The organism is Dolichospermum sp. FACHB-1250 (assembly GCF_014696335.1).
Lineage (GTDB): Bacteria > Cyanobacteriota > Cyanobacteriia > Cyanobacteriales > Nostocaceae > Dolichospermum > Dolichospermum planctonicum.
In genome coordinates, this window is the sequence record NZ_JACJPZ010000031.1 from 26977 (window position 1) to 45790 (window position 18814).

Sequence of the window (18814 nt, forward strand, 5' to 3'; positions counted from 1 at the left end):
GAATAAGTCAAGAATTTAAAACTTGCAATTTTTACAAATTTCATATATGGCGATAATTATCGTTTTATGAAACAACTTGTTGCATATAGGTTGAAATTCTCAAAAAATTAGTTTAATCTATATGATTAAATCAGGGAAATTAAAACAGTGTTTTAGCATCAACTCAGACATTTCAACTCGATTATAACATTTGGCTTCTGCAATATTGGACTTACAAAAACTATAAGGGCTTGCTGGCATGAGACTATCTGAATTAGATCCACTCATCCCGCTGAATGAGTTACGAGAAGACCTCCTCAAATTACCAAAAGGTTACTCATTTTATGAAGATGAATTAGTCGATTTTTTATCACGGAGAAGATGGCCTGAAAGCAATCGTCGAATTGATAGAACAACATTTTGGCGGTGGCGTAATGACAACGCTATTGAACATCAAAAAATCTTTAGTCGTTTGGATCTTCTTAAACTATGTCAAATTTGTGATCATTACCGAGTAGACGGAACACGCAGCGAATACTTGGCAATTATGCGCAAGAAAAAAGAGAAAGAGGTAGTCCTAAATAAATAAAAATCTCGATGTTGGTAATTGGTATTATTAGGAATAATATTTGATATTTGATATTTGCATATAATGGCTAAAATTTTTCAGATGTCACTTATGATTCCTACAGTAACTAATTACCAATTACCTGTCAAAATTTTGATCTTTAAGTAATTAAGTATTTTATATAATCATCAAGTTTTAAAAAATCAGCAAGATTTTGATTAATAGTATTTTGCTGGATATTATATTAGACCCAAGGTTATCAAGAGATGCTATCAAGTGTAATGTCTTTTCTGTCTCTTATTTAGAGTCATAAATTGTCATGTTTCCTAACTTAAAAGACAAAATTATGCTACACAGAGAAAAGCACTCATTAACAAAACCTGTAAGTTTCTGGCCGATAATATTGGCGAGTTCTGGAGTCATAGCTACTGGTGTAATATCTATTTATGGCCTTTCATATTTTCACTTTCAGAAAACTTCAAAATCAGCCTCTACCATATCTTCTATTACCCCTAATTTAGTCCCTACTATTACCGCTGTTGCTGCTTTAGGACGTTTAGAACCCCAAGGAGAAGTAATTTGTCTCTCAGCACCCAATTCTCAAACAGGGATAAGAGTTAATCAACTTCTAGTTAAAAAAGGAGACAAAATTCGTCAAGGACAAGTATTAGCAATTCTTGATAGTTATATTCCTAATCTTGCGGCTTTAGAAAAAGCCAAAGGACAAGTAGAAGTTAGTCAAGCGAATCTTCAGCAAGTAGAAGCAGGTGCAAAATTGGGTGATATTTTTGCTCAAAAAGCCGCAATTTCCCGTTTAGAAGCTGAATTACGAGGATCATTTTTCACACAAAAAGCCACAATTGCTCGTTTAGAAGCTGAATTAAAAAATTCAGAAACCGAAAATAAACGATATCAAAAATTATATCGAGATGGTGCTATTTCTGCTTCTGATGCAGATACTAAAAGATTACGTCGAGATACTGTTCAACAACAACTTAATGAGGCTAATGCTAGTTTGAAACGGACTATAGAAACTTTGCAAAAACAGTTAACTGAATCTAAAGCTAGACTCAATAGTATTGCAGAAATTCGCCCCACAGATGTACAAGTTGCCCAAGCAAATCTGCAAAGTGCTAAAGCATCTGTTCAACAAGCTCAAGCCGAGCTAAATTTAAGTTCTATCCGTTCACCTATTAATGGCCAAGTTCTAAAAATTAATACTTGGCCAGGAGAAATAATTGGCAATAGAGGCATCCTAGAATTGGGACAAACGCAACAAATGTATGTAGTTGCAGAAGTCTATGAAACTGATATTAAAAAAGTTCGTTTAGGTCAAAAAGCAATAATCACAAGTGAAGCTTTTCCAGGAAAAATAAAGGGAACAGTTGCAGATATTGGTTTACAAGTTGGTAGACAAAATATCTTTAATACTAATCCCGGTTCAAATACAGATAATAGAATAGTTGATGTGAAAATTCGCATTGATAACTTAGCAGATAATCAACGAGTTTCTAGTTTAACTAATTTACAGGTACAGGCACTTATTCAAATATCAGGGGTAGGTAATAATGAATAGGTAATAGCTAATAGCTAATAGGAGTAAAATATGATTTCAAATATACCTTTAGCTTGGCTGCAATTGGTAAAACAAAAAGTACGTTTTTTTGTAGCCTTAGCTGGTATTGCTTTTGTTGCTGTTTTAATGTTTATGCAAATTGGTTTTCAAGATGCTCTTTATGCTAGTGCTACTCAATTACATAAACATCTGGAGGGTGATTTGTTTTTAATTAGCTCCCAATATAAATCTTTGACTTCCACTCAAAGCTTTCCTCGTAGTCGTTTATATCAGATATTGGGTTTTAATGGCATAGAATCAGTCGCACCTTTATATCTACAATTTGCTAAACTTAAAAACCCCATAAATGGCCGCAAATATCCTATTTATGTCCTGGGATTTGAACCAGTCAAATCTATATTTAGATTACCGGAAATTGAACAAAATTTTCAATTATTAAAAATTCCTGATCAAGTATTTTTTGATCGGGCTGCACGTCCAGAATTTGGTCCAATTGCTGAATATTTTCAAAAGAATCAACCCATAACTATGGAAATATTTAGTTATTTAGCTACTGTTGGTTATAAAGTCAAAGTTAGTGGTTTATTTAGTCTTGGTCCTTCCTTTGGTGTAGATGGTAATTTAATTGTTAGTTCTTCTACTTTTTTTAAAATCTTCCCAGAACATGGCGCAAATGAAGTGGATATAGGCTTAATTCATCTCCAAGCAAATGTTAATCCTCGGACAATTTTAGCAACTTTATCTAAAAGTTTACCTAGTGATGTCATCATCATGAACCGTCAAGAATTTATTGATTTTGAAAAAAGCTATTGGACATTAAGAACACCAATTGGATTTGTATTTAATTTGATGGTAATGATGGCTTTTGTAGTCGGTGTAATTGTTGTTTATCAAATTCTTTATAGTAATATATCTACTCATTTCGTCCAATTTGCTACCCTCAAAGCTATGGGATTTAGAAATAAATATCTTTTAAATGTTGTATTTCAGCAAGCTTTGATTTTAGCTGTCTTGGGTTATATCCCCGGTTTTGCTATTTCTCTAGGATTATATGACGTTGCTAAAGATGCAACTAAATTACCAATTGTTATGGATTCAAGCAAGGGATTATTAGTATTTACTTCTGTAATTTTTATGTGTTTAACTTCTGGTTTCTTTTCTACCAATAAACTTCGTAAGGTAGATCCAGCGGAAATTTTTAATTAATTAATAATCTCACTAAAAATGCAATATTTACCTGGTAACAATATTTTGGAAATCACCAATCTTCATCATTACTTTGGTCATGGTAAATTAATTACTCAAACTTTGTTTGATATTAATTTGACTATCAAAGCTGGAGAAATTGTGATTATGACTGGACCTTCTGGTTCAGGAAAAACTACTTTATTAACATTAATTGGTGGTTTACGTTCTGTACAAGCGGGGAGTTTAAAATTCAATGGTCAGGAATTATTAGGCGCTAGTAAGGAAGAATTAGTACAAGTTCGTCGTCAAATTGGCTATATTTTTCAAGCTCATAATTTACTAGATTTCCTCACAGCTATGCAAAATGTTCAAATGTCTTTGGAATTACAGCATAATATTTCTCAATGGGAATCTTATATCCAGTCAGAAACAATGCTCAATGCTGTGAAATTAGGAGATAGAATTAATTATTATCCCTCTGATCTTTCCGGGGGACAAAAACAACGGGTAGCTATCGCTCGCGCTTTGGTTAGTCGTCCTAAGTTAGTATTAGCTGATGAACCTACGGCTGCTTTAGATAGTAAATCAGGACGAGACGTGGTTAACTTGATGCAGCAATTAGCCAAAGAACAAGATTGTACGATTTTAATTGTTACTCATGACAACCGAATTTTAGATATTGCTGACAGAATCATTACTATGGAAGATGGTCATTTAATGCAGCAAATCAGGAATATATAGATCCCTAACTTCTTTAATAAGTCGGGAATGTCGTTATTTAACTTTATTTAATTAAGATAATAAACTAGCAGAATTGACATCTAAAAATAAACTAGCTTGAGGTTGTTCACGCAAAATGGAAGCTGGACAATTTGTGATAATATCTCCTGTTAACATAGTTTCAACTATGCTTGATTTTCTGCTGTCTGGTACTAAACAAATTATTTTTTTAGCAGCACAAATCATGGGAATAGTTACAGTAAATGCGTATTGGGGAACATCTGCTAAATTCGCAAAATATCCAGTATTCACTTGTTGTTGACGGTTAACATCATCTAGTTTGACAAGTTTAACTTGAGCAGGATCTTGAAAATCTGCGACTGCTGGATCATTAAATGCTAAATGACCATTTTCACCCAAACCTAAACAGCATAAATCTATGGGTTGATTTTCTAAAAGTTTACTATAGCGATCGCATTCCGCTACTGGTTGTAACGTATCTCCTTCGATATAATAAAATCTTTGAGGATTGACCTTTTCTTCTACCCGTTCCCGCAAATAATGACGAAAACTTCCAGGATGATCTGATGTAATTCCCAAATATTCATCTAAATGGAATAAAATTACCCGTGACCAATCTATTTCCCCTAAAGCTATTAAAGCATCTAAAAACCGAATTTGGGAATTACCTGTAGCTAATAAAATAGCAACTTGATTTTGTTTATCAAGCAGATTTTGTAAATACTGATGTGTGATTTTAGCCACACTTTTAGACATTGCTATTTCAGAAGTGTAAATTTCTACCAACAGATTATCAACATAAAAAGATTTTGTAGGTTCTGTCATTTACCTGTTACCAATAACCAATAACTAATTATAAAAAAAGACAGGCTTTTTGCCTGTCAAATAGCTGATAATTTAGCAAATAATTCAGAATCAGGAATCATCTAAGTCCAAATAAATAAAATTTGCACTATCATACTTAATTCCTGACTTGACAATTATTCTGACTTCTGACCCCTAAATTATTGAATTTAGAAATTCATTTCCGCAGCTTGGACTTTTTCTACTTGTTTCTTCTTGAGAACTAGCATTACTTGTGCTAACATCACCAAACAAATAAAAGCAACTAACCATGCAACTCTGGAGGAATCTTGTAAGACGATTTCTGCATCTTTTTGTCCGAAACCACCAACGTTAGGGTTATTAGTCAAAGCATCACCAGTGTTAACTGCTTGTCCTTCGGCAACAATTAATTCTGGTCCAACGGGAATTGTATCGGTAACAACATCACCAGCAGCCGTTGTGATACTAATTAGATTCTTAACGTTACCGTCCTCATCTTCTGTTTGAGCAATTTTGCTAATTGTACCCGTAGCGGAAGCGTTGAATAAGTTATTATTGCTCTTTTCACCAGTGGGGTAAACTTGTCCACGGCCACGATTACCGCCTACATGAACAGAGTATTTGCCAAAGTGAATATTTTTGTCTGTAGCGGGGTTAGGAGAAAGAACAGGGAAAACAATTTCTTGATATTCTTCACCAGGTAATGGTCCGACAATGACAACATTTTCCTTATCATCAGTGTAAGGGGTGAAAGTCATATCACCCACTTCCGCCTTCATTTCTTCAGGAATACGATCTTCTGGCGCAATCTTGAAGCCTTGAGGCAACATTAACACAGCCCCAACATTTAAGCCAACCTTAGAACCATCCGCGCCTACTTGTTGCACGCTGGTATCATAGGGAATTTTCACAACCGCTTTGAATACGGTATCAGGAAGTACAGATTGAGGAACTTCTATCTCCGTATTTTTAGCTGCTAAGTGACAGTTAGCACAAACAATCCGCCCTGTTGGTTCGCGGGGAGTTTCAGGAGCGGTCTCCTGGGCCCAGAAAGGATAAGCAGCAGCAGTTTGTGGTCGGGTTATATCGCTAGTGAAGAAAAAAGTCACGGTAGCGATCGCTATTAGCAATGTATTAACCATCACTTTAGCGGTGCGAGTTAATCTCGCTGGTGTAAGGGCATTTCTCATCTCTATAAAGTCATTTGTCAGTGGTTAGCGGTCATTGGTCGGTGGTCATTGGTCATTGGTCAAGAGTTGATGAAAATCCCTTTTGTTCTTGACTGGAGACTAATAACTTTTGCACTATGTATTTAAGCCCACCAAGCGGCATCCCCAGTACGGAAGTCAGTTTCCGTCCAAGGAGTTAACAGAACTTTGTCTTCTTCAACTTTTGCATGAGCTAGGGCTAAAGATTTTGGTGCAGGACCACGAATCACCTTACCAGTAGCGTCATACTGTGAACCATGACAAGGACATTTAAACTTGTTTTCAGCCACATTCCAGGGGACAACACAACCTAAATGCGTACAAATAGCATTAATTCCGTAGTCAGCGATCGCTTCTTTACTTTGAACTACAATGTAGGTAGGATCGCCCTTGAGTCCTTGTACCAGAGTGCGGTCTCCCACATTATGACTATCCAGAAATTGACTGACTGAAACATCGTTACCCAATTCGTTCTTAGCTACTGTACCGCCGCCAGCGCCACCACTAGCAGGGGGAATGAAGTAGTTAACAACAGGGTACAATGCACCTAACGCTACTCCGGTAACAGTCCCGAAAGTGAGCAGGTTCATAAATTGACGACGACCCATATCGGGTACATCATTGATTTCAGAAAATTGAGCCATAATCTACGCGCTGTTTGTGTAATTTATTAACCATTTCGACAAGAGTACCAGCACTGGAGTAATTCTTGTCTGCATCGAACTAATAACGCCCGCAGCGATGCTGTACCTCTTTGTGCAAGACTCAAGTGAGCATCTTTTCTGTTAGCATTACATTTCTTTATATCCTTATCATACTGGACTCACGGAACTTAACATCATAACTAAATGTAAAATCTAAATAAGAGCAGGGAACAGGAAAGGGGAAACCCAGAGGAAGATAATTTTTTCTCATACTCCGCACTCCGTAATCACCAATGCCAAAATCCAAAAGCCAAAATCCAAAAGCCAAAATTACTATGACTGGAAAAGAATTACGCCAACTGTTAATTAATAAATGGGGACAACCCTATGATGTCCAGTTTCGCCGCACCCAGGGTAAAATCTTCTTGCAAATCATGTGGAAGTACCAAGGCCAAGCTTCTTTCCCCTTGAGCGAAAGCGATTACCAAGATCATCTTGACAGCATTGCTAATTATCTCCATGCTTTAGGAGGAACACAACAAGTAGAAACTTTTATTACCGATACCAAAGAGCGTCCCCGTCTCGGTAAAGCAGTTAGCATTCCTCTTGATTTGGGTGAACGTGCCTCCGAATGGATTGTCTAAAAATTAGGGTATAGTGGGTTAGGCCAATACAATAAAATATCACTATGAGTTAAAAATTCCCGATTTAAGATATAAATAAAAATAAAATTATCGGGCAGAAAATAAGATATCTGTTACTATCTACACCTATAGTGCTAGATCAACACGGTATTAATAAAGCTATGATTATGAGACGGTTTTGGCAGCCTAGTATGCTCTAGGTGAATTATGTTAATTTTTACGAGATGCTACGAGAACACAGTGCAGGGGACGTAAGCTGTGCGAATTCCGCTCGATTACTACAGAATTTTGGGATTACCGTTAGCGGCAACTGAGGAACAATTGCGCCAGGCATACAGCGATCGCATTGTCCAACTACCGCGACGGGAGTATTCAACTACGGCTATATCTTCTCGCAAAGACTTAATTTCAGAAGCTTATATGGTTTTATTAGATGCTAAAAAGCGCAAGTCCTACGATGAGCTTTATCTATCTCATATCTATACTGATAACACAACTGCTGATCAAGCGCCATTGCCCCTATCTCCCACAGAGACTAACTCCCAACGTCTTGATCCTTCAACTCTCAGCATCGAAATCAGCCCAGACCGATTTGTTGGTTCTTTGTTAATTCTCCAAGAACTAGGAGAATATGAGTTGGTATTAAAACTTGGTCGTCCGTACTTAGTCAATAAAACTGGTAAAATTAGCGTCAAAACAGGTAATCGTCTCACTCAAACCGAAATTCCCGAAAACCCAAATTTACCAGATATTGTCCTCACAGTGTCTTTAGCTTGTCTAGAGCTAGGACGGGAAGAATGGCAACAAGGTAACTATGAAAATGCGGCAGTTTCTTTAGAAACAGGTGAAGAATTATTGGCCAGGGAAGGATTATTTCCCACGGTTCGCGCCGAAATGACGGCTGATCTTTACAAACTCCGTCCTTATAGAATTTTGGAACTATTAGCACTGCCAAAAGAACAGGTCGCTAAACGCCAACAAGGACTAGAATTATTACAAGGTATTTTAGAAGATCGTGGCGGCATTGATGGCAGTGGCAATGATCAATCAGGGTTAAATATAGATGATTTTTTGCGATTTATCCAGCAAATTCGGCATTTTTTAACAGTATCAGAACAGCATAAACTCTTTGAATTAGAAAGTAAACGTCCTTCAGCCGTGGCCACATATTTAGCAGTATACTCCTTAATCGCCAGAGGTTTTGCCCAACGACAACCAGCTTTAATTCGCCAAGCCAAGCAAATGTTAATGCAATTAGCAAAACGCCAAGATGTACATTTAGAACAATCTCTTTGTGCTTTGCTGATGGGACAAACCGAAGAAGCCACCCGTGTTTTAGAACTAAGTCAAGAATATGAAGCTTTAGCGTTTATTCGAGAAAAATCCCAAGACTCACCCGACCTGTTGCCAGGACTGTGTTTATACACTGAAAAATGGTTACAAAAAGAAGTATTTCCCCATTTTCGTGATTTAGCAAAACAGAAAGCCGCTTTAAAAGATTATTTTGCAGATAGACAAGTACAGGCTTATTTAGAATCATTGCCTACAGATGCTCAAACAACTGAATGGGCAGTGATCAATCCTCAATCCTTTCCCCAGCCAGATACTAATCATTTCCCTCACCATCCTCGTGAAACCGGAGAAACTCACCAATATCATCACCAACCATCCAACCCTGAGTTACTAGAAACACACCATAGCCCCCACCATGAACCTAGCCAGATTTCCATGCCAAGATGGAATCATGTTGCAACCAATGGAAGTGTAGCCAAGCAAGGATCACAAATACCCGTAACACCAACAGCGGCAACCCCCAACAGAAAACCACATCCAGGTAATAACATTTCTAAAGCAGCTACAAACCACCAGCACCCAAGGCGCAGACGACGCAAACCCAGCGCCAATAACATTCCACAACGTTTTTTACAGTCTCAAACTAATTTCCTCAGTAGCCTAGATCCGAAAACACGCTTAGTTTGGATGGTGTTCTTCTCATTAGGAGGAGTAGTAGTTTTTTCGTTGTTAGTATCAACAACTGTGGAATTGGTCAAAAATATCTTCTTTTCCAACCCATCATTAGAGGGAGAACAGTTAGCAATAGAACTAAATCAACCACCGATAACCATTCCTGACCCCAACGGCCAACCTGAAGCAAGGGACGAAGAACTAACAAATAAGACAGCCAAGGAAGTAATTGAAACTTGGTTATCTGTTAAAGCAGCAGCTTTAGGGGAAAATCATGACATTGATGGTTTAAACAAAATTTTAACAGGTCAGGTTTTATCGCAATGGCGTTCATTAGCCCAGCAAGAACAAGAAGATAAACGCTATCGGCAATATAAACATGATGTAAAAGTAGAATCTGTCTCTAAAAAAGGCACAGATAAAAATTATGTATCTGTAGACGCTACGGTACAAGAAGTTACTCATTTCTATGAAAATAGCCGACAAAAAAAGTCTTCTCATGAAAACTTGCGTGTTCGCTATGAGTTGGTTCACAAAGAAGGTAAATGGCTAATTCAGCGAATGTCAGTAATTCAGACGTTTTTGTAATTAGTTAGTTGAGTGAGTTGTGCGTTGTCAGTTTTTCCCTGTTACCTGTCCCCTGTTACCTGTCCCCTGTCACCTGTCCCCTGTCACCTGTCCCCTGTCACCTGTCCCCTGTCACCTGTCACCTGTCCCCTGTCACCTGTCCCCTGTCACCTGTCCCCTGTCACCTGTCCCCTGTTCCCTGTCCCCTGTTCCCTGTTCCCTGTTATAAATATTCTCCTTTGCCTGAAATGTTATGAAATCTTGACAATAATACCCTAGTTAACGGCAATATGTTAAGGTTTCATGACAAAACGATCCCCAAAGGGCTGATAACTACGTGAAATACGGTAAAATCCATGTTTAGACCCCTTGATTCCTGGATAGTTTTACTGGTTAATATTTACTTAACAACTCTTTGCAATTCTCAAGCTAAGAATTTAGAGCAGTTGGGATCTTAATAAAAAAAACAGACAGTAAACAAATTTAAAACTGGGGTTTTGTCCAGGAGTCAGTGATAAAAAAATCTGGGTAGATGATATTTGATCAAACTCTATTTTAACCCGGAAAAACTTACCTTTCAAACTACTGGAGGCCAAATTAATGGCAAAAGAACGCCCACCGCTAGAAGAGATGACACTACGGCAATTACGTAAAGTTGCCAGTGAATATTGTATATCTCGCTATAGCAGAATGCGTAAATCGCAATTATTAACATCAATTCAAGATGTTCAGCGTAGCAAATTCTCACTCAGTTCATCTCGTACACAGGAGGCACAAGAAACCGTGGAAGCAACAAAATTTGAATTAGGCCAAGAAGATCGTACTGGTGGTTCTCTTGCTGATGTTGATGAAGCACTAGGGGATTTACCCGCAGGTTATGGTGAAAGCCGGATAGTTCTATTACCCCGCGATCCTCAATGGGCTTACACTTACTGGGATATTCCTAACGACCATAAAGAAGAACTCCGTCGTCAAGGTGGACAGACCCTAGCGCTGCGGATTTATGATGTCACTGATGTTGATCTAGATTACCAAAGTCCTCACAGCTTGCAAGAATACCCTGCGGATGAACTAGCCAGAGAATGGTACTTGCCAATTCCCGTGAGCGATCGCGATTATGTGATAGATGTAGGTTATCGCACCGCTGATGGTGGCTGGTTAGTATTAGCCCGTTCTGCTAGAGTACATATTCCTCCCGTCTATCCTTCCGATTGGATTGAAGATGTCTTTATCACTGTAGACTTTGAAGAAGACTTACGTGCTAAGACCTTCTATGAACTAGTTCCCCCATCTAAGAAATTACCAACTGTTACTGCTAGTAGTGAAGGAAACCCGATTTACGAACAAATCTTTGGTCTAGCAGAATCCGCTGAAGCTCAACGAGTTGCGGGTTCTCTATTCGGTTCTATGCAGCACGTCCCCGGTTCTGCTGCTCCAGAACAAGCCATCAGTTCCTACGTTTTCCCATCTGGTGTAGGTATGTGGGCTGTTCCTAACGTATCTGGTTTAAATATGTCTGGTGTGGGAATGTCCGGTTTCTCCGCTGGTGCTGTTCCCGCGCGTCCCCGCAAATTCTGGTTAGTTGCTGATGCTGAATTGATTGTTTACGGTGCAACCGAACCTGATGCAAATGTCACTATTGGTGGTCGTCCCATTAAACTCAATTCGGATGGTACATTCCGCTTCCAAATGTCTTTCCAAGATGGTTTAATTGACTACCCAATTCTAGCTATTGCGGCTGATGGTGAGCAATCTCGTTCTATTCACATGAAGTTTGAGCGGGAAACACCTTCTCGTAATACTAATACCAAAGATGAAGCTGTTCTGGAATGGCTTGCATAATTGCTGTATTTGAAGATTAACCATAACTGCATTTGTTGATTTCACCCACTATAGAAATACTATGGTGGGTTTTTTAAAAAATGAACCGCGAAGAAGCGTTTACTAAAAGATAGTACAGGAAGGAAAAGAGGTTTATCCATAGATATTTTATTTGTAAATATTTGTAAAAATTAATATACAAGGAATTTACTAAAAGTAGGCTATATGTTACTGTATTTCTGTAATGAAGATTACTTCTAAGTTACTATCATCCAAATTTAATTTGTTTGTATGAGTATTATTTTGGTAACAGGGGCTGCTGGACTCATTGGTTCTGAATCAGTCAGGTTTTTTGCTGATCGCGGTTTTACAGTTGTTGGAATTGACAACAATATGCGGCAGGTTTTTTTTGGTGAAGATGCGTCAACAGAATGGAACCGCGATCGCCTTTTACAAGATTATGGTGATAAATATATCCATCATAATGTTGATATTCGTGATCATGATGCAATCTCCCAAATATTTCAAACCTATGGTCAAGATATAAGTCTAATTATTCATACTGCTGCTCAACCTTCCCACGATTGGGCAGCTAAAGACCCTTACACCGATTTTACAGTTAATGCCAATGGTACATTGGTGTTATTAGAGAATACCCGTCAATATTGTCCAGAAGCCGTATTTATCTTTTGCTCTACTAATAAAGTCTATGGCGATACTCCCAATTTATTGCCCCTAATTGAACAAGAACTGCGCTGGGAAATTGCAGATACACATCCCTACAACCAGGGTATTAATGAAAGTATGAGTATTGATAACTGCAAACACTCGCTATTTGGAGCTTCTAAAGTAGCGGCAGATATCTTAGTGCAGGAATACGGACGTTATTTCAACATAAAAACAGCTTGTTTTCGGGGAGGATGTTTAACTGGTCCTGGTCACTCAGGTACTAAACTGCATGGCTTTTTATCTTACTTGATGAAATGTACCATGACTGGGCAGCCTTACCAAGTATATGGTTATCAGGGTAAGCAGGTTCGTGATAACATCCATAGTTATGATTTAGTTAATGCTTTCTACCACTTTTATCAAGCTCCCCGTGTAGCTGAAGTTTATAATATTGGCGGTAGTCGTTTTAGTAATTGTTCAATGTTAGAAGCAATTGGGCATTGTGAAGCCATAGCCGATAAAAAGCTGACCTGGAGCTATGAAGAATCCAATCGAATTGGCGATCACATTTGGTGGATTAGTGATGTTCAGAAATTCAAAAATCACTACCCTAACTGGGATTTAACCTATACAGTGACAGATATTTTGAAAGAAATTTTTACCGAAAATATCAGCCGATGGAGCTAAGGATACCCAAGTTTTATTTCTAGTTTTAATCAATTGTTATTTTTGGATTTGCTCGTCATGTTGAAAAAGCTATTTCGGCAAAAAGTTTTTAAGTTTCTCATCGGTGGTGGTGTTGCAGCAGTCATCAATTTGTTACTGATATTTGGTCTGATTGAGTGGCTAGGATTTAACACCCCTACTTTACGCAATGTCGCTAATGCAGTATCCATTGAATTATCTCTGTTAGCAAGTTTTTTCATCTACCGGGTTTGGGTTTGGCCGGGAGGTGTTTGGACAATAAGAGAAGTATTATGGCGACAAATTCCCCTTTATCATCTGTCCGCTGGGGCTGCTGTAATTACTCGCATCTTCATTGTTTTTCCTTTGTTAGATAGGTTAGGAGTTAATTACGCCATTAATACCTTAGTAGGTGTATTATTAAGTGCGGTTATTAACTATTTGATTAGCGATCGCTTAGTATTTAAAACTCCAGTTCAATCTGATCAAACACGAACACAATTTACTACAAAAATCTATTATCCTGAAGGATTAGCTCCTGGACTAGAAAATAAATCTTCTCACCCAAAACACCCTCAATCAGACAATTTAACAGGAATTAAAGTTTTCTCTATTGTCATTCCTGCTCATAACGAAGAAGGTTGTATTGTCCCAACTATTGAGTCCATTAGCCAAATATTAGAACAAGAAAAGATTGCTTACGAAATTCTAGTTGTTAATGATAATAGTCGTGATAAAACAGAAGAATTATTGCAGCAGCTAAATTCTGAAAATAGTCAAGTCCGTTATATCAATAACTATTATCCCAACGGGTTTGGTTTTGCTGTACGCTGCGGCTTAGAGAATTTTCAAGGTGATGCGGTAGCCATTGTGATGGCAGATAGTTCTGATGCACCAGAAAATATTGTTGATTACTACTATAAACTGCAAGAAGGATATGATTGTGTATTCGGTTCTCGGTTTATTAAAGGAGGTAAAGTCATTGACTATCCGACGCACAAGTTACTAGTAAATCGTTTGGCTAATTTATTTATTCAAATCCTATTTGGCTTGAAGTTTAATGATACAACCAATGCCTTTAAAGCATATCGTCGGGAAGTAATTGAGGGGATTTCTCCTCTACTATCGCACCACTTTAACCTAACAGTGGAAATACCTCTCAAGGCTATTATCAGAGGATATTCTTACACAATTATGCCTATCACTTGGCAAAACCGCGCCACGGGAGTATCTAAACTGAAGTTGAAGGAGATGGGTAGCCGCTACTTGTTTATTGTTCTTTATGCTTGGTTAGAAAAATATCTTTCTAGAGGAGATTATCGGCGTAATCAGGCTCAGTTGGTAAATAGAAAACACAAGGTAATTTAGAAGGAGTTAATTTTATGATAAGATATCTCAAAAAAACATATGAAGTTTTCAATAACTATAGCATAGATATAGTTTTGTTTATCTTTTTAACAATTTCCTTAATTAAGCTAACGTCTTTAATTGAAAATACTGATATAGGACTTTATGATGAAAGCATATATTTAGATAACGGTGTAAAAATATTTGAACTCCCACTGTCATCCTTAAGGGCTAAAATATATTGCCTTTGGTACTATCTAATTTTCCTATTAGACAATGACAAAGTAAGTCTGTATTTTTTAAATTACAAAATTTTAGTTTTTCTAACAACATTAATATTTTTTTTATATTTAAGAAGACTTCAAGTATCGCCTCTATTAGCGACAACATTTTCATTCTTATATTTGGTATCACCAATTCCTCATATATTGCCTAGACCTACGCTTTTTGCGCTTTTTATAATGCTATTATTCCTAATAATAGCAACCTTTTCTAAATCTCGATTAGGTTACTATTGTCTTGTATCCTTGGGAATTCTTACTGCCTCATATGCCAGGTCAGAATATTTAATCGCTTTCATTATTTATTGTACTTTATCTGTGTTATTAATTGTGCGAAATATAAATCGTGAGCCAATAACAATTTCCTCAGTTATAACGATAATTTTTCCCTATTTAATAATAAGTTCATTGCTATTCTTTCTATTTGGTAGTCCCCTGGCTGGATCGGACTCTTTTTTCGCATTTGGGCAACACTTTTCTTTAAATTGGGTAGCATGGAATCATAGTGAAATTAATCCTTGGACTAACTGGATTTCAATTATTGAATCTGTTTTTGGTAAGGTTACTAGCCCATATGAAGCTTTAATATCTAATCCCAAGGAGTTTTTTAGACACATCTTCACTAATTTGTTACTATATATTAAAACTTTAAGTAATATCTTCCTCGTGCAATTCCCTAATTTTAGTCCAACACTCACTAGGTTACTAAGATATTTGGAAGCCTTGTTATTTGCATTAGCTATGATTTACTTAATATGGAAACGAAAAATAATATCAAGACAATGGAATAAAAGAACTTTTATCGATTTGTTAATCTTTTTTATATCCATATCAATTGCTGTTCTTCCATCCGTATTGCTAATTTATCCTAGAAGTCACTATTTAATGGTTCAAGTAGTTATGGGCATAACGATATTTATTTACCTTCTTTCAAATTCTATTCCTAAAAATAAGATAAAAAAAATAGGATTACTAAAGATTTTAACAATTTGCCTTTTCCTCTTCATGTTGACTCCTACTTATCTACCAAGTAAAGCTACACCAAATTTCAATGTAATTACATTTATTAATAAATTGGATATTAAGAATAAAGTCAACTTATTTGAATCTGAAGGAGGATATTCTATTTATTTAGGAAATAATTATAATTGGATTCAGGAACATGAACTTGATGCGGGAGGTCAATATGAAATTTGCTTAGGAGATAATAATGTTAAAACTAATAAGTGTGATGAGAAAGAAAATTTTAAAAAGTTTGCCTTTCACAAACAGATTAACATGATTGTATTGAGCAAACAATTGATAAAAGACACTAGATTTATCGATGACAATGAATTTAATTTATTGCTCAATAAACCTGAATTATTAAATTTTTCTAGATTCCATGTTCCTAACACAGATATAGATTTATTGGTAAAAAATGAATTGTTGAAGTAGGAAATAGCTCCTATCTTTATGTATACCTTTCTACTTATTAAGTAATATTTCAGCAAAGAAAATGAATAAAAAAGTTTTAATCACAGGTGGAGCAGGATTTGTAGGTAGTGCATTGGGTCTAGGACTGGCTCAACGCTATCCTGACTGGAAAATTACCGCTTTAGATAACTTAAAGCGACGAGGTTCAGAATTGAATTTACCTAGACTCAAACAAACAGGGATTCAGTTTGTTCATGGTGACATTAGAAGTCAAGAAGATTTAGATCCGGTAGCACTTCAACCCGATTTAATTTTAGAATGTTCGGCTGAACCTTCAGTTTTAGCTGGCTACACTTCTCCGGGTTATGTGCTGCAAACTAATTTGGTAGGAACAATTAACTGCTTAGAGTTAGCACGACAAACTCAAGCAGATTTTATTTTTCTGTCTACCAGTCGGGTTTATCCCATTGCTTACCTCAATGCTTTGGAATTTACAGAAACAGAAACCCGTTTTCAACTCTTAGAACAACAGCCTTTAGTAGGGGCATCAAATCACGGTATCTCTGAGGAATTTCCCTTAGATAAAGCCCGCTCTCTCTACGGTTCAACTAAACTCGCTTCAGAGTTACTGATTGCTGAATATGCTGATGCTTATGGAATCAGAACTCTGATTAATCGTTGTGGAGTCCTAACTGGTCCTTGGCAAATGGGCAAAGTAGATCAAGGTGTGTTTGCTTTGTGGATGGCGTTTCACTACTTCCAAAAACCTTTAAAATACATTGGTTATGGGGGGACAGGTAAACAAGTGAGAGACTTTTTACACATATCAGATTTATTAGATTTGATTGACACCCAGATTTGTAGTCTAGAGGAATTAAAGGGGCAAACTTTTAACGTCGGTGGTGGGGTCAATAACACCCTGTCACTGCGGGAAACAACTCAGCTTTGTCAAGAAATTACTGGAAATCAGATTCCCATTACCCCTATTCCCGAAAATAGAATTGGTGATGTGCCGATCTTTATTACAGATTCTCGCAAAGTGATGAATGCTACTGGATGGCAACCTCAAAGAGATGCCAAAAAGACCCTAACTGAAATTTATGAGTGGATTTGTCAATTTGAGTCCCAGGTCAGTGATATTTTTAATTAAGAGTTGTTTTTTCACTCACACTTGGGCAAATAGCCATAGGGGTAAAAATTATCCTAGAGACAATTCATGAATTGTCTCTACAAGGGTTTGGTGGTTATGCACATTTAATTACCACCAGATGTCTAATAAACAATTTTGTACTTAGTTGTTTGATTAACATAACTTCTACATAGCTTGAGAATATCAGCCTATAAATTTTCTCAACAAAAGCACCCACTACTAGATATAATTTTCTGTAAGTTGAAAAAAACATTAAGATTAGCGTAAAAATTACATTAAAATAAAGATTACGCTTCTATTAAACTGACTGGCTGATACCCAAATTAGGAGGAATATATATGGCGCTTGTACCTATGCGGTTGCTTTTGGATCACGCTGCTGAACACGGTTATGGCATTCCCGCTTTTAACGTTAACAACTTGGAGCAGATTCAGGCAATCATGAAAGCAGCGACTGAAACAGACAGTCCTGTGATTTTACAAGCTTCTCGCGGCGCTCGTAATTATGCAGGGGAAAATTTCCTCCGCCACTTGATTTTAGCTGCGGTAGAAACCTATCCTCAGATTCCCATTGTCATGCACCAAGATCATGGTAATGCTCCTTCTACCTGCTACTCAGCTATTAAGAACAATTTCACCAGTGTAATGATGGATGGTTCTTTAGAAGCTGATGCTAAAACTCCTGCCAGCTTTGAATATAATGTTAGAGTTACCAGTGAAGTTGTCAACGTCGCTCACTCTTTAGGTGTCAGCGTTGAAGGTGAACTAGGTTGTTTGGGTTCTCTAGAAACTGGTGCTGGTGAAGCTGAAGACGGTCACGGTTTTGAAGGTACACTAGACCATTCTCAACTATTAACTGATCCTGATGAAGCTGTTGACTTTGTAGAAGCTACTCAAGTAGATGCTTTGGCTGTAGCTATCGGTACTAGCCACGGTGCTTATAAGTTTACCCGCAAACCAACTGGCGAAATTTTGGCTATTAGCCGCATTGAAGAAATTCACCGTCGTTTACCTAATACCCATTTGGTAATGCACGGTTCTTCTTCTGTCCCTGAAGATTTGTTGGCGCTAATTAACCAATATGGTGGCGAAATTCCTGAAACCTACGGTGTACCTGTAGAAGAAATTCAAAAAGGTATTAAGAGTGGTGTACGTAAGGTAAATATTGACACTGATAACCGTTTAGCGATTACTGCGGCTGTGCGGGAAGCTTTGGCGGCTAACCCCAAGGAATTTGATCCTCGTCACTTCCTCAAACCTTCCATTAAATATATGCAGAAGGTTTGCGCTGACCGTTATGTACAGTTTGGTACTGCTGGTAATGCAAGCAAGATTAAGCAAGTTTCTTTGGAAGATTTTGCTGCTAAGTATGCTAAGGGTGAATTGGTCATGAGGGCTGCTGCTAAGGTTTAATCTTTCTTAGCAATAAATTAAGGTGTAGCTAGGCTATGCCTTTACAGAAGTAAACTGGGAAACGTTACTGTTTCCCGGTTTTTTATATTAATTGTAATTACCTATAAATTTACTTGAGAATAACATCCC

At 37.3% G+C, this 18814-nt stretch carries 15 protein-coding genes; 12 read left to right on the forward strand and 3 right to left on the reverse strand.

Going from position 1 to position 18814, the window contains the following annotated elements; all coding sequences use genetic code 11:
- Nucleotides 1-238 precede the first annotated feature (238 nt).
- The 4 genes from H6F39_RS12520 to H6F39_RS12535 all read left to right on the forward strand — a co-directional run bounded on the left by H6F39_RS12520 (nt 239) and on the right by H6F39_RS12535 (nt 4052).
- The gene (locus H6F39_RS12520) at nt 239-568 is read left to right on the forward strand and encodes a hypothetical protein (protein ID WP_028082946.1); all 330 of its coding nucleotides are present in this window, start codon (nt 239-241) and stop codon (nt 566-568) included.
- Nucleotides 569-893: 325 nt separating this feature from the next.
- Complete coding sequence (locus H6F39_RS12525; protein WP_190396804.1) at nt 894-2123, forward strand: ABC exporter membrane fusion protein; 1230 nt, start codon at nt 894-896, stop codon at nt 2121-2123.
- Between the two features lie 30 nt (nt 2124-2153).
- Nucleotides 2154-3329 carry an ABC transporter permease DevC gene (gene devC / locus H6F39_RS12530; protein WP_190372437.1) on the forward strand — a complete coding sequence of 392 codons (1176 nt, stop codon included), beginning with the start codon at nt 2154-2156 and terminating at the stop codon, nt 3327-3329.
- 18 nt (nt 3330-3347) lie between these two features.
- The gene (locus H6F39_RS12535) at nt 3348-4052 is read left to right on the forward strand and encodes a DevA family ABC transporter ATP-binding protein (protein ID WP_190372436.1); all 705 of its coding nucleotides are present in this window, start codon (nt 3348-3350) and stop codon (nt 4050-4052) included.
- A gap of 51 nt (nt 4053-4103) precedes the next feature.
- On the opposite strand, the gene H6F39_RS12540 is transcribed toward H6F39_RS12535, so the two are convergent.
- From H6F39_RS12540 to petC, 3 genes are all read right to left on the reverse strand, one after another.
- Nucleotides 4104-4877 (reverse strand): glucosamine-6-phosphate deaminase, encoded by a 774-nt coding sequence (locus H6F39_RS12540; protein ID WP_190372435.1) that lies wholly within the window; start codon nt 4875-4877, stop codon nt 4104-4106.
- Between the two features lie 188 nt (nt 4878-5065).
- Nucleotides 5066-6067 carry a cytochrome f gene (petA, locus tag H6F39_RS12545; protein ID WP_190396805.1) on the reverse strand — a complete coding sequence of 334 codons (1002 nt, stop codon included), beginning with the start codon at nt 6065-6067 and terminating at the stop codon, nt 5066-5068.
- Nucleotides 6068-6189: 122 nt separating this feature from the next.
- Nucleotides 6190-6729, reverse strand: a complete 540-nt coding sequence (gene petC / locus H6F39_RS12550) for a cytochrome b6-f complex iron-sulfur subunit (protein ID WP_137906806.1) — start codon at nt 6727-6729, stop codon at nt 6190-6192.
- A 335-nt stretch (nt 6730-7064) separates the two neighbouring features.
- On the opposite strand from petC, the gene H6F39_RS12555 reads away from it, so the two are divergent.
- The 8 genes from H6F39_RS12555 to fba all read left to right on the forward strand — a co-directional run bounded on the left by H6F39_RS12555 (nt 7065) and on the right by fba (nt 18685).
- On the forward strand, nt 7065-7373 hold the full coding sequence (locus tag H6F39_RS12555) for a DUF3067 family protein (RefSeq protein WP_028090991.1): 309 nt from the start codon (nt 7065-7067) through the stop codon (nt 7371-7373).
- Between the two features lie 258 nt (nt 7374-7631).
- The gene (locus tag H6F39_RS12560) at nt 7632-9926 is read left to right on the forward strand and encodes an IMS domain-containing protein (RefSeq protein WP_190372433.1); all 2295 of its coding nucleotides are present in this window, start codon (nt 7632-7634) and stop codon (nt 9924-9926) included.
- A gap of 579 nt (nt 9927-10505) precedes the next feature.
- Nucleotides 10506-11747 (forward strand): DUF4912 domain-containing protein, encoded by a 1242-nt coding sequence (locus H6F39_RS12565; RefSeq protein ID WP_190396806.1) that lies wholly within the window; start codon nt 10506-10508, stop codon nt 11745-11747.
- A 270-nt stretch (nt 11748-12017) separates the two neighbouring features.
- Entirely contained in the window at nt 12018-13082 is a 1065-nt protein-coding gene (locus tag H6F39_RS12570) for an NAD-dependent epimerase/dehydratase family protein (RefSeq protein ID WP_190396807.1), read from the forward strand.
- Between the two features lie 57 nt (nt 13083-13139).
- Nucleotides 13140-14447: a glycosyltransferase gene (locus H6F39_RS12575; protein WP_190396808.1), complete on the forward strand. Its 1308-nt coding sequence runs from the start codon at nt 13140-13142 to the stop codon at nt 14445-14447.
- A gap of 14 nt (nt 14448-14461) precedes the next feature.
- Nucleotides 14462-16144, forward strand: a complete 1683-nt coding sequence (locus tag H6F39_RS12580; protein ID WP_190396809.1) for a hypothetical protein — start codon at nt 14462-14464, stop codon at nt 16142-16144.
- A 61-nt stretch (nt 16145-16205) separates the two neighbouring features.
- Nucleotides 16206-17273 carry an NAD-dependent epimerase/dehydratase family protein gene (locus tag H6F39_RS12585; protein WP_190396810.1) on the forward strand — a complete coding sequence of 356 codons (1068 nt, stop codon included), beginning with the start codon at nt 16206-16208 and terminating at the stop codon, nt 17271-17273.
- 338 nt (nt 17274-17611) lie between these two features.
- Entirely contained in the window at nt 17612-18685 is a 1074-nt protein-coding gene (gene fba, locus H6F39_RS12590; RefSeq protein WP_028084868.1) for a class II fructose-bisphosphate aldolase, read from the forward strand.
- The last annotated feature ends 129 nt before the right edge of the window (nt 18686-18814 follow it).

Excerpts from the sequence above, each read along its gene's own strand:
- H6F39_RS12520 (WP_028082946.1), top strand. The coding sequence starts at position 239 with ATGAGACTATCTGAATTAGATCCACTCATCCCGCTGAATGAGTTACGA.
- H6F39_RS12525 (WP_190396804.1), top strand. The coding sequence starts at position 894 with ATGCTACACAGAGAAAAGCACTCATTAACAAAACCTGTAAGTTTCTGG.
- devC (WP_190372437.1), top strand. The coding sequence starts at position 2,154 with ATGATTTCAAATATACCTTTAGCTTGGCTGCAATTGGTAAAACAAAAA.
- H6F39_RS12535 (WP_190372436.1), top strand. The coding sequence starts at position 3,348 with ATGCAATATTTACCTGGTAACAATATTTTGGAAATCACCAATCTTCAT.
- H6F39_RS12540 (WP_190372435.1), bottom strand. The coding sequence starts at position 4,877 with ATGACAGAACCTACAAAATCTTTTTATGTTGATAATCTGTTGGTAGAA.
- petA (WP_190396805.1), bottom strand. The coding sequence starts at position 6,067 with ATGAGAAATGCCCTTACACCAGCGAGATTAACTCGCACCGCTAAAGTG.
- petC (WP_137906806.1), bottom strand. The coding sequence starts at position 6,729 with ATGGCTCAATTTTCTGAAATCAATGATGTACCCGATATGGGTCGTCGT.
- H6F39_RS12555 (WP_028090991.1), top strand. The coding sequence starts at position 7,065 with ATGACTGGAAAAGAATTACGCCAACTGTTAATTAATAAATGGGGACAA.
- H6F39_RS12565 (WP_190396806.1), top strand. The coding sequence starts at position 10,506 with ATGGCAAAAGAACGCCCACCGCTAGAAGAGATGACACTACGGCAATTA.
- H6F39_RS12570 (WP_190396807.1), top strand. The coding sequence starts at position 12,018 with ATGAGTATTATTTTGGTAACAGGGGCTGCTGGACTCATTGGTTCTGAA.
- H6F39_RS12575 (WP_190396808.1), top strand. The coding sequence starts at position 13,140 with ATGTTGAAAAAGCTATTTCGGCAAAAAGTTTTTAAGTTTCTCATCGGT.
- H6F39_RS12580 (WP_190396809.1), top strand. The coding sequence starts at position 14,462 with ATGATAAGATATCTCAAAAAAACATATGAAGTTTTCAATAACTATAGC.
- H6F39_RS12585 (WP_190396810.1), top strand. The coding sequence starts at position 16,206 with ATGAATAAAAAAGTTTTAATCACAGGTGGAGCAGGATTTGTAGGTAGT.
- fba (WP_028084868.1), top strand. The coding sequence starts at position 17,612 with ATGGCGCTTGTACCTATGCGGTTGCTTTTGGATCACGCTGCTGAACAC.